This is a genomic window from Mesorhizobium sp. M0152 (assembly GCF_040322415.1).
Classification (GTDB): Bacteria; Pseudomonadota; Alphaproteobacteria; order Rhizobiales; family Rhizobiaceae; genus Mesorhizobium.
This window is the reverse complement of the sequence record NZ_JAMYTH010000003.1, coordinates 38,648-49,553: the sequence shown is the minus strand read 5'-3', so window position 1 is coordinate 49,553 and position 10,906 is coordinate 38,648. Positions and strand designations below refer to the sequence as shown.

The following is a 10,906-nucleotide window of genomic DNA, read 5'->3' as shown; positions in this document are numbered from 1 at the left end:
CGTTTATCCCGATCTGGCGGCAGCGCGCTTGCGTGTTGTCCCGCAAGCGCGCCTTCGGAGGGTTACTTTTCCGGGTTCTTTGGGCTCCACAAGACCGTTTCGGCACCCTTCTCGTAGGCCATGCCGTTGGGATAGCTGATCGCTTCCAGTTGCAATCCCCATGGCGCCTGGAAGTAGAGGATGGTCTGGCCGGCGGCGGGCCCTTCCTTGACCGGCAGCGGCCCTAATCTGGTCTTGACGCCCTTGGCGTCGAGATAGGCTTTGGCGGCGGCGACGTCATCGACATAGAAGGCGATGTGAAAGCCGCCAATGTCGCTGTTCTTCGGCGTCAAATCCTTCTGGTCCGGCGCGGTGTATTTGAACAGTTCGATGTTCGATCCTGTGCCGCAGCGGACCATGGTGACCTGCTCGATGACAGCCTTCGGATCGACACCAAGAAGATCCTGCATGAAGGTGCCCTTGTCGTCGGCGAAGGGCCCGAACGACATCGCCTTCTTGCAGCCGACCACCTCGGTGAAGAAGTCGACCGCCTGCTTCATGTCGGGAACCGTGATGCCGGTGTGGTCGTGCCCGCGCATGCCGGGGATCGAGCTGGCAGTGGCGATGCCGGCGCTGCCCAGCAGCGCGGCTGCCAGCGTCGCATTTCGAAATGTCGTCTTCATGTCGGTCCTCTCCATTGGCGGGACTTCGTCATTTGCCGTCGCGCGTCCGAGGCCCGCTTTTCGGCGCGCGTATGCATTTCATGTCGGGGCCTTCGCGGCGGCCGGAATGTCCAGCCAGCCCGGATCGATTTCGGGCAGTGGAATGGCTGCGATGAGGTCGCGCGTGTAGGCCTGCCTCGGTTTGTCGAACAAGGCGTCGGTGGCGCTTGCCTCGACGATTATGCCTTCGCGCATGACGATCATCTGCTGGCACAGGCGTCGGATGACCGACAGATCGTGGCTGATGAAGGCGACCGTCAGGCCCATGTCCGCCGCCAACTTCTCCAGCAGAGTGAGGATCTGCGCCTGCGTCGACACGTCGAGGCCGGAGACGATCTCGTCGGCCAGCACGAATTTCGGCGACAGCGCCAGCGCGCGCGCAATGCCGACGCGCTGGCGCTGGCCGCCGGACAGTTCGTGGCGGTAGCGGCCGGCGAAGCTCTGCGGCAGGCCGACGCGCTGCAGGGCCTCCGCGACACGGGCTTTCAGATTGTCGCCAAGGCCGTTCTGCTTGAGCGGCGCGGCGATGATGCTGGCAATGGTGCGGCGCGGATTGAGCGACGACATCGGATCCTGGAAGATCATCTGCAGATTACGGCGCAGTGGCCGCAGCTCCGCTTCCGGCAGATGGGTGACATCCAGGCCGTCGAAGGTGATGCTGCCGGCGCTGGGTTCCAGCAGGCGCACCAATGCGCGGCCAAGCGTCGACTTGCCCGAACCGGATTCGCCGACGATGCCGGTCACCGAACCCTTCGGCAGGTCGAAATCCAAACCTTTCAGAATCTCGGCCAGCGGCGCCCGGCCGATCAGCGGCTTGCGCGTCATGTCGGGCAGCGCAACCTTCAGCCCGCGCACGGCAAACAGCGGCTCAACCATGCGGCCGCCTCCAGGCCTGGTCGGCAGAAGCGATCTCAGCGGCCAGCCCGGCCAGCACTGCCTGGTCCACCGGCTTCAGCGAAGCGAAGGGATCGGTGTAGCGCGGCGTGGCCGCCATCAGCGCCCGCGTATAGGGGTGCTGCGGGGCGGCGAACAGATTTGCCGTTTCGGCCTCTTCCACCACCTTGCCGGCATAGAGCACCGAGACTTTCTGGCTGATCTTGGCGACCACCCCGAGGTCGTGGGTGACGAACAGGATCGCCGTGCCGTGCTCGCGCTGCAACGCAGCGATCAGCCGCAAGATCTGCTTCTGCACGGTGACGTCGAGCGCCGTGGTCGGCTCGTCAGCGACGATCAGCCGGGGCTCGGCGGCAAAGGCGGCGGCGATCAGCACGCGCTGGCGCATGCCGCCGGAGAGCTCGTGCGGATAGCTTTTCAGCACGCGGTCGGGATCGCGGATCTGCACCTCGTCCAGCAACTGGCGAATTCGGGTATCGGCCCTCTCGCCGCTCCAGCCGAGGATGCGCACCAGCCGGTCGGTCATCTGCGGGCCGATGCGGCGCGACGGGTTGAGCGCGGTCAGCGGATCCTGCGGGATCAGCGCCGTGCGCGCGCCGATCAGCGTGCGCCGTGCCTTGGGCTGGAGCTTGCCGAGGTCTTCACCCTCAAGCAGCATGTCGCCTTCGACAATGCGCACGCTCGGCGGCAGCACGCCCAGCAGCGCCTTGCCGATCATGGTCTTGCCGGCGCCGCTTTCACCGACCAGCGCGCGGACTTCGCCGGGCTGCACGGCAAGCGACACTGAGCGCAGCACGCGCTGGCCGTTCGGCAGCACGGCGCTCAAATCGTTGATATCGAGACAGGCGCTCATCGCAGCACCGGATCGAAACGCGTCTTCAGCGCCTCGCCGAACTGGCTGAACGACAGCACGGTGAGGATCAGCGTGACCAGCGGGAACACCAGCACCCACCAGGCCTGGTGGATCGACAGCCGGCCCTCGGCGATGATGGCGCCCCAGGTCGGATCGTCGGTCGAGATCGACAAATTGACGAAGGACAGGATCGCCTCGACGATGACGGCGATGCCCATTTCCAGCGACAACAGCGCCACGATCGACGGCACCACATTGGGCAGCACTTCGCGCAGCATGATGCCGATGCGGCCATAGCCGGCGATGCGGGCGTTCTCGACATAATCCATGCGCGACTGGCCCATCGCCTCGGCGCGGATCACCCGGCAGAACCGCGTCCAGTCGATGATGGCGATAGCAAGGATGACGGAGCTGAGGCCGGTGCCCAGCACCGCAACCAGCAGGATGGCGAACAGAACAGGCGGGAATGCCATCCAGACATCGACGATGCGCGAGATGATGCGGTCGGCCCAGCCGCCGAAATAGCCTGACATCAAGCCCAGCGTCGAGCCGACGAGGCACGCCGCAATGGCGGCGGCGAAGGCGACGATGAAGGCGATGCGGCCGCCGAAGATCAGACGGGACAACAGATCCCGCCCGAGGCTGTCGGTGCCCAGCCAATAGCCGGGCTCGGCGCCATCGAGCCAGAAGGGCGGCAGGCGCTCCAGCATCAGGTCCTGCGCCAGCGGATCCTGCGGCGCGACCAGCGGCGCGAAGATCGCCGCCAGCAGTGCCAACAGAAGCCAGCCGCCAGCGAGCCACAGCTTTGCGCCCGAGCCGTGTCTTGCAATGCGGCTGTCATCCATGGCGCAGCCTCGGATTGAGCAGTGCGTACATCATATCGACGGTGAGGTTGATCAGCACGAAGAGCAGCGCGAAGACCAGCACGATGCCCTGGATCAGCGGCAGGTCGCGGTTGATGACGGCGTCGATCGCCATGTTGCCGAGGCCTTCATAGGAAAACAGCCGTTCGACGATGACCGTGCCGCCGATCAGGAAGGTGAACTGCACGCCGACCAGGGTCAGCGTCGGCAAAGCGGCGTTCTTCAACGCCTCGCGCAGGATGACCTGCGTTTCCGAAAAACCCTTCACCCGCGCCAGCACGACATAGTCGAGGTCGAGCACTTCCTTCAGCGACTGTTTCAACAGCTGCGCGATGATCGCCGCCAGCGGCAGCGCCAGCGCAACTGCCGGCATCAGCATGTGCTTCAGGAGATCCCAGGTGAGGTCGAGGCGCAGCCGCAAAATGCTCTCGAACAGATAGAACTGGCTGGCGAAGGGCAGGTCGAGCTGCGGCGACACGCGGCCGGAAATGTCGAAGACCGGCACCAGCACGCCGAACAAAAGGATCAGCACCAGGCCCCAGAGAAAATCGGGAATGGAAAGCGCGGCACCGCTGGCGATGTCGATGGCGGCTTCCACCGCCGTGCCTCGCTCGCGGGCGCCGAGAATGGCCGTCGTGCCGCCGAGCGCCACCGCCATGACAAGCGCGACGATGGCAAGCTCCAGCGTCGCCGGAAGCCGGTTGAAGACCAGTCCCAGCACATCCTGACGCAGCGAGATCGAGGTGCCGAAATCGCCTCTGACGACGCCGGACAGCCAGATGAAGAACTGCTCGAGGACCGTCTTGTCGAGGCCGTAGAGCGCCCGCAGCCGGGCGATGTCGGCATCCGTCGCGCCGGGCGGCAGCATCATGGCGATCGGGTCGCCGGGCGCGACGCGGATCACGACAAAGACGACGACGGCCACGCCGAACAGCGTGATCAGCATCGTCAAAAGACGGATCAGGAATCGTTGCAGGAGCATGTAAATCTTTGCCGGAGCCCGGAGACTCGTATGCCGATAAAAGATGCGCGCCGTCGCTACGGACGGCGCGCGGCAAGCCCAGGCCGATATCAGGCCGGGGTCATCAGGGCCGGCAGCAGCGCGCCGGACACATGCTGGACGACATTGACGCCCTTGGCATGCACGATCGGCTGCGCGTACTGGATCAGCGGCAGCACATAGGCCTGCTCGGCGATGTATTTGTCGACGGCCTTCCAGCCGGCGATGCGCTTGGCCTCGTCCTTCTCGCCCCACAGCGGGTTGATCATGTCGATCAGGTCCTGGCTGTCCCACACCGAATGCGGGCTCGGGCCATACATGGCAAAGCCGGTCGACGTGGTCGGATCGCTGATGGCATTGCCCCAATTATAGAAGGCCGCCGGCGCCAGCTTGTCGGCGGCGCGCAACTCGTAGTGCTTGGCGATCTCGTAGACCTCGATCGTCGCCTCGATGCCGACCTTGCGCCACATGCCGACGATCGCCTGGATCATCTCATAGTCCTTGGGCTTGAAGCCCTTGGTCGTCTGGATGGTGAACTTGACCGGCTTTTCCGGCGAATAGCCGGAAGCGGCGAGCAATTCCTTGGCCTTTTCCGGATCGTGCCCGACCTTGATCGAAGGATCGTAGGCCGCGTATTCCGGCGTCTCCAGTGTCTCGATCGGCTGGCCGTAACCGTGCAGCAGCCGCCTGACCAGAAGCTCCTTGTCGACCGCCATGACGGCCGCCTGGCGGACATTCTTGTCCAGCATCGCCTCGATGTCGTTGAAGAAGATCATGCCGATGTCGGAAACATTCTTGATCGAGCCGGCAAGACCGTCCTTGGCGATCAGGCGGTCATACTCCTCATAGGGGATCTCGAGCGTCACCTGCGAGGAGCCGGATTCGATCTCGGCGACGCGGCTCGCCGCGTCGGTGACGAATTTGATCGTCACGTTCTCGAATGCCGGCTTGCCGCCCCAGTATTTCGGATTGGCCTTCAGCCGCAGGAAAGCGTTGCGTTCGAACTTCTCGACCATGTAGGGGCCGGTGCCGATCGGAGCCTTCTCGAAGCCTTCGGCGCCGACCTTCTCGTAGTAAGCCTTGGGCAGGATGTAGCCGGTCAGGAACGACATCCATTTGAAATAAACCGGGTCGAACTGCACGACATCGCCCGTGATCTTGTTGCCGTCGATCTTGAAGTTGTTGACGTTCTTCCACACGAACTGGATCGGGTTGCCGGTCTTTTCGTCGCCGGCCCGCTGCAACGACCAGACCACGTCCTCGGGCGTGAATGGCGAGCCGTCGTGCCAGGTTACGCCTTCGCGCACCGTCATCATGATTTTCGTCCGGTCGTCGTTCCAGCCCCATTCGGTCAGCAGGCCCGGCGCGAAGGACAGGTCGGGCTTCTGCGGGATGAACTGGTCGAACACCGACTGGTAGAGGCCCTGGATGGTCGGGTTGACCGCCGAAGGTCCGGTGGTCGGATCCCAGGACGGCAGGTTGACATTGTAGGCGATGGTCAGTTCGCCGGCCGCCGCCTTGGCGATCTTCGGCAGGCCGATGGCCGTGGCCCCGAGTGCGGCGGCACTGTATCCAAGCAATTCGCGTCTGTTGATTGTCATGGTCGTTCCCCTTGTTGGTTTTCTGTTTTGTGCGCGCGGCTTCATTGTCTGATCAGTGGGTTCCCTGGGCAACCGCGCCTTGCCTTGCTTCACCCCAATGCCTTTCGGCCCCTACCTCCCGCCAAGCTGTTGCGCGAGCATGAAGCCCGAGGCGGCACCCGTGCCGGCGCCCGGCCATGTCGCGGCACCGGTGAGATGCAGATTGGCCACCGGCGTGTTCCAGCCGGCGTAGCCGCGTGCCGGGCGAAACAGGAAGTTCTGCGCCAGGTGATGGCTGCCGCAGACCTGGTCGCCACCGACGAGGTTCGGGTTCTCGCGCTCGAGGTCGATGGGCGAGAACACGGAGCGACCGAGGATTTTCTTTCGCAGGCCGGGCGCGTAGCTCTCGATGATGTCGAGCACGCGCTCGGCATAACGATCCTTGACCTGATCCCAATGCATGGGCGCGATCTTACCGGCGGCATCGCCTGCTATCTCCGCCGGCAGCATGCGCACCTGCACCCACAGCACGTGCTTGCCTTGAGGCGCCCGCGACGGATCGATCGCCGTCGGCTGACCGACGACCAGCACCGGTTCGTCCGGCAGCATGCCCGCCATAGCCTGCTGATAGGTGCGCGACATGGCGTCGAGCGACGGCGACAGATGCACATAGGCGAATTGCCGAAGCTCAGGCCCGGCGCGCCAGTCCGGCAGGTCGTCCAGCGCCAGATGGATCATCATCGTGCCCGGCGCGTGGCGGAATTTCTGCATCGCCGTGTCGAAGCCGGCGTCGCCGGAACCGTTGGGCAGCAACTTGCCGGACAGCGCCTTGGGCGCGATGCCGGCGATGACTGCCTTGGTGGCGCTATGCGTCTCACCGGAAGCGAGCCGCACGCCAGTCGCCTTGCCACCGGAAATCATGATCTCGGCGACCTCGGCGCCGGTTACAATCTTGCCGCCGGCAGACGTTACCATGCCCGACAAGGCGCGGATGATGGTGTTGGCGCCACCCTTGCCCAGCACCATGCCGAAACTCTGGTTCGCCATCGATTCCAGATACGGGAACACGGCGCCGCCGGCGACGTCGGGCGCGAAGTCGAGATGCATGCCCCAGGTGGCGAGCGTTGCCCTGATATGAGGCGACTCGAAAGTCTCCTCCAGCCAGGCACGTGGCGATGACAACAGCAGCCGGCCCGTGTCGAGCGCACCGGATATGCCCTTCTTGCGCCACAGGTTCCAGGCGGTGCCGGCCAGCGCGCGGGCGCTCATCGGCGAACCCAGCAGCCGGAACAGATGTTCCGCCTCCGCCGGGAAAGCGGCGACCAGCTTGCGCCACGTGGCGGCATCGGCGGTTGAGAAAGCGGCCATGCGCGCGGCCGTCTTTTCCAGATCGTTGCTGACGCCGAACCAGCGGCCGTCCGGGAAGGCACTGGCAAAACAGTCGGCGACCGGCGCGAACACCAGGCCCTGCGCTTTCAATTCATTTGCATATTTCCGGTGGAAGGCGGAGCCGGCGAACAGGCTCAGGTTCATCGCGCCGAAATCGTGGCGGAAGCCGGGAAGGGTGAATTCCTGGGTCTGGACGGCGCCGCCGATTATTGCGTTCCGCTCGAAAATCGCGGTTTTCCAGCCCTTGAGCGCCAGATGCGCCGCGCATGCCAGACTGTTGTGGCCCGCCCCGACAAAGATGGCGTCGAACTCGCTCACGCCCCGTTCCCATTTCCTTTATGCTTAAAGATAATTGCAGATGCATATGTTTTCGTCTAGTAGGATATTAAGGGCCGAAACGAGCCTTCAGCATCGACAAGAAAGAGGGAACAGAGACATGGACACGCAAGAACTCCTCGGCGAAGTCGCCGGCCAGCTGCTTTCCGGCGCCATCAAGGTGGTCGACCTTTCGGCGCCGCTTGGGCCCGATACGCCGCTGATCAAGCTGCCGCCGGAACTCGCCGTCGACACGCCGAAGGTCGAAATTCATTCGATCTCCCGCTATGACAAGAACGGCCCCTGGTGGGCGTGGAACTGGCTGAAGCTAGGCGAGCATTCGGGCACGCATTTCGATGCGCCGCAGCACTGGATCTCCGGCAAGGATTATGCCGACGGCGCCACCGACACCATTCCGGCGCAGAATTTCGTCGGCCCGGTCAATGTCATCGATTGCTCGAAGGAAGCCGCCGCCGACCATGACTTCCTGCTCACCGTCGATCATATCAAGGCATGGGAAGCCAAGCATGGCGCCATCAACGCCGGCGAGTGGGTGGTGATGCGCACCGACTGGTACAAGCGCAACGGCTCTGAAGCCGAGTTCCTCAACGCCGACGAGACCGGCCCGCACACGCCCGGCCCGACGGCCGAAGCCATCCAGTTCCTGATCGGCAAGAACATCAAGGGCTGGGGCAGCGAGACGATCGGCACCGATGCCGGCAAAGCAGGGGGAATGGAGCCGCCATTTCCGGCACACACGCTGATGCACAAGGCCAATCGCTACGGCCTTGCCAGCCTGTGCAACCTCGACCAGCTGCCGCCGAAGGGAGCGATCCTGATCGCGGCGCCGCTCAAGATCGAACACGGCACCGGCAGTCCGATCCGCGCGCTGGCGCTGGTGTCGAAGCAATAGGTGAGGTGGGGTCTTCGGGAGAAGATCATGCTTGCAGGCGAAATCGCAGTGATGAGGTGGGAGCGAAGCAACGCTGGAGCTCTACGGCGCCCCCCTCTGTCCTGCCGGACATCTCCCCCTCTTGGGGGGAGATTGGCAGCTTCAGCGCTCCGCTCATTCTTGCGACGTTTCGGAGTTGCGAAGGCCGGGATGACGGCCGATCTCCCCCCATGTGGGGGAGATGTCCGGCAGGACAGAGGGGGGCGCGACGGAACTCGACATCGCGCGTTTGAACCCTACCTTCGGCCGGCCGGAGGCCACCACCCATGAACGCCCCCGACCACATCATCGTCGGCAGCGGTATCAACGCGCTGGTCTGCGCGACCATGCTCGGCGGCAAGGGCGAGAAGGTGCTCGTCCTCGAACGCAACGACCGTATCGGCGGCTGCATGCGTACCGAGGAGATCACCGCGCCCGGCTTCATCCATGACGTGATGGCCACGACCTTCGTGCTGTTCATCACTTCACCGGCCTATGCGGCGCTGGGCAAGGACCTTGCCCGGCACGGGCTGGAGTTCTGCCACACTGGCACCCCGACCGGCGTGCTGCGCCCGGACGGCAGCCATGCCGTTCTGCGCACCGATCGCGCCGCAAACGTCGCCGCGTTCAACGCGATCGCGACAGGCGACGGCGACCGTCACGCGGACGATGTCGGCAGTATCGAGCGCAACGCCGGCCTGCTGTTCGGCCTGCTCGGCGGCAGCCTGTGGTCCTACCCGACAGCGAAGCTGCTGGCCGGTAATGGCTGGCGACGTGGCCCGCGCGGGCTGGCCGCCTTTCTTGGCGATGCGCTGGTGCCGGCGCGTAGCTGGCTGGAAAGCACCTACCAGTCCGAAACCGTTCGCGCCCTGTGGGCGCCCTGGGTGTTGCATGCCGGGCTTGGGCCGGAAGATGCTTTCTCCGGCCAGATAGCCAAGGTCATCGCTTTCGCGCTGGAAGCGGCCGGCGCGCCGATCGTCAAGGGCGGGGCGCAGAACCTGCTGTCGGCCTTCGAGGCACTCATCACCGAGCGCGGCGGCGTCATCTCAACCGAGTCCGACGTTGCCTCTATCATCCAGGCAGGAGGCCGCGCCACCGGCGTGCGGCTGGCCTCGGGCGAAATGGTGCATGCGAAGAAGAGCGTCATCTGCTCGGTCACGCCGACGCAGCTCTACGGCCGGCTGCTCGGCGCGGATGCGCCCAAAGCCGATGTCGAGGCGACGCGGAAATACCGCTACGGCAAAGGCAATTTCCAGATCCACTATGCCCTCGACAAGCCGCCTTCATGGCGCGGCGAGGGACTGGACAAAATTGCACTGCTGCACCTGACGCCTGGACTGGATGGCGTGTCCAAGGCCTGCAACGAGGCGGCGCGTGGCATGCTGCCGGAGGTGCCGACCATCTGCGTCGGCCAGCCGCATGCGCTCGACCCGTCGCGCTGCCCGCCGGGCAAGGCGATCCTGTGGCTGCAACTGCCCGAGGCGCCCCGTCACATCAAGGGCGATGCCGCCCGCAAGTTGCAAGCGCCGGCCGACGGACAATGGAGCGACGCGTTGCGCGAAGCCTATGCCGATCGTGCCGAAGCGATCCTCGCCAGCCATATCGACGGCCTCAAGGACAGCGTGATTGCGCGTCGCGCCTATTCGCCGGCCGATCTCGAAGCGATGAACATCAATCTGGTCGGCGGCGATCCCTATGGCGGCTCCTCGACCATCGACCAGTCCTTCCTGTGGCGGCCGTTCAAGACCAGCCGCAACCATCAGACGGGCATCAAGGACCTCTACCATATCGGCGCCTCGACCCACCCTGGGGCTGGTCTCGGCGGCGGCTCCGGCTTTCTCCTGGCGGGGAGGCTGTAATGGAACAGAAGGTCGGGCAAAAGCGTCAGCGCATTTCGACCCTGGGCCAGATCGGCCTGCAGCAATTCGCGCCCTATCTGATGAACCGCATCATGGGCCGCTACAACGCCACCTTGCGCGACGATTTCCGCAAGCAGGGCCTGACCATTCCGCAGGTGCGTACACTGGCGGTGCTGTCGGTCAGCGACGGCATCACCGTCAACGACCTCTCGGTCTATACGGTGATCGAGCAGTCGACCCTGAGCCGCACGCTCGACACGCTGGAAGGGCAGGGCCTCGTCCGGCGCGAGCAAGGGGTCACCGACAGCCGTATCCGCCACGTGTTCCTGACCAACGAGGGGCGCGCCGAATTCGCGCGCGCCTGGCCGGCGATGCATGACGCGTTCGAGGCGATGTTCGACGATATCGATGATGCTGAATATTCCGCGCTCATCGCTACGCTTTTGAAAATGCTGAAGAACATTCGTAAGCACGACATCTAGACGTACGCGCCGCCAATGCCAGGCCATAACGGGCCAGGC

General features: G+C 64.5%; 10 protein-coding genes. 3 read left to right on the top strand and 7 right to left on the bottom strand.

What is annotated here, in order from left to right; all coding sequences use genetic code 11:
• Positions 1-62: 62 nt before the first annotated feature.
• The 7 genes from NKJ26_RS04190 to NKJ26_RS04160 form a co-directional block, all read right to left on the bottom strand.
• Positions 63-662: a VOC family protein gene (locus NKJ26_RS04190; protein WP_352607869.1), complete on the bottom strand. Its 600-nt coding sequence runs from the start codon at positions 660-662 to the stop codon at positions 63-65.
• Between the two features lie 78 nt (positions 663-740).
• On the bottom strand, positions 741-1,577 hold the full coding sequence (locus tag NKJ26_RS04185; protein ID WP_352693935.1) for an ATP-binding cassette domain-containing protein: 837 nt from the start codon (positions 1,575-1,577) through the stop codon (positions 741-743).
• Entirely contained in the window at positions 1,570-2,448 is an 879-nt protein-coding gene (locus tag NKJ26_RS04180; protein ID WP_352693933.1) for an ABC transporter ATP-binding protein, read from the bottom strand. The genes NKJ26_RS04185 and NKJ26_RS04180 overlap by 8 nt, the downstream gene beginning before the upstream one ends.
• Positions 2,445-3,293 carry an ABC transporter permease gene (locus NKJ26_RS04175; RefSeq protein ID WP_352693931.1) on the bottom strand — a complete coding sequence of 283 codons (849 nt, stop codon included), beginning with the start codon at positions 3,291-3,293 and terminating at the stop codon, positions 2,445-2,447. The genes NKJ26_RS04180 and NKJ26_RS04175 overlap by 4 nt, the downstream gene beginning before the upstream one ends.
• A complete protein-coding gene (locus NKJ26_RS04170) occupies positions 3,286-4,293 on the bottom strand; it encodes an ABC transporter permease (RefSeq protein WP_352693929.1) in 1,008 nt (335 codons plus the stop codon). The genes NKJ26_RS04175 and NKJ26_RS04170 overlap by 8 nt, the downstream gene beginning before the upstream one ends.
• A gap of 89 nt (positions 4,294-4,382) precedes the next feature.
• Positions 4,383-5,912: an ABC transporter substrate-binding protein gene (locus NKJ26_RS04165; RefSeq protein WP_352693927.1), complete on the bottom strand. Its 1,530-nt coding sequence runs from the start codon at positions 5,910-5,912 to the stop codon at positions 4,383-4,385.
• A gap of 111 nt (positions 5,913-6,023) precedes the next feature.
• Positions 6,024-7,598, bottom strand: a complete 1,575-nt coding sequence (locus NKJ26_RS04160; RefSeq protein WP_352693925.1) for a phytoene desaturase family protein — start codon at positions 7,596-7,598, stop codon at positions 6,024-6,026.
• Between the two features lie 118 nt (positions 7,599-7,716).
• Between NKJ26_RS04160 and NKJ26_RS04155 the strand changes: the two genes are divergently transcribed.
• The 3 genes from NKJ26_RS04155 to NKJ26_RS04145 all read left to right on the top strand — a co-directional run bounded on the left by NKJ26_RS04155 (position 7,717) and on the right by NKJ26_RS04145 (position 10,867).
• Positions 7,717-8,508, top strand: a complete 792-nt coding sequence (locus tag NKJ26_RS04155) for a cyclase family protein (RefSeq protein WP_352607885.1) — start codon at positions 7,717-7,719, stop codon at positions 8,506-8,508.
• A gap of 305 nt (positions 8,509-8,813) precedes the next feature.
• A complete protein-coding gene (locus NKJ26_RS04150; RefSeq protein WP_352693923.1) occupies positions 8,814-10,385 on the top strand; it encodes a phytoene desaturase family protein in 1,572 nt (523 codons plus the stop codon).
• Entirely contained in the window at positions 10,385-10,867 is a 483-nt protein-coding gene (locus tag NKJ26_RS04145; protein ID WP_352693921.1) for a MarR family winged helix-turn-helix transcriptional regulator, read from the top strand. Before NKJ26_RS04150 ends, NKJ26_RS04145 begins: the two co-directional genes overlap by 1 nt.
• Positions 10,868-10,906 lie beyond the last annotated feature (39 nt).

Coding starts and splice junctions, on each gene's coding strand:
- NKJ26_RS04190 (WP_352607869.1), bottom strand. CDS start 662: ATGAAGACGACATTTCGAAATGCGACGCTGGCAGCCGCGCTGCTGGGC.
- NKJ26_RS04185 (WP_352693935.1), bottom strand. CDS start 1,577: ATGGTTGAGCCGCTGTTTGCCGTGCGCGGGCTGAAGGTTGCGCTGCCC.
- NKJ26_RS04180 (WP_352693933.1), bottom strand. CDS start 2,448: ATGAGCGCCTGTCTCGATATCAACGATTTGAGCGCCGTGCTGCCGAAC.
- NKJ26_RS04175 (WP_352693931.1), bottom strand. CDS start 3,293: ATGGATGACAGCCGCATTGCAAGACACGGCTCGGGCGCAAAGCTGTGG.
- NKJ26_RS04170 (WP_352693929.1), bottom strand. CDS start 4,293: ATGCTCCTGCAACGATTCCTGATCCGTCTTTTGACGATGCTGATCACG.
- NKJ26_RS04165 (WP_352693927.1), bottom strand. CDS start 5,912: ATGACAATCAACAGACGCGAATTGCTTGGATACAGTGCCGCCGCACTC.
- NKJ26_RS04155 (WP_352607885.1), top strand. CDS start 7,717: ATGGACACGCAAGAACTCCTCGGCGAAGTCGCCGGCCAGCTGCTTTCC.
- NKJ26_RS04150 (WP_352693923.1), top strand. CDS start 8,814: ATGAACGCCCCCGACCACATCATCGTCGGCAGCGGTATCAACGCGCTG.
- NKJ26_RS04145 (WP_352693921.1), top strand. CDS start 10,385: ATGGAACAGAAGGTCGGGCAAAAGCGTCAGCGCATTTCGACCCTGGGC.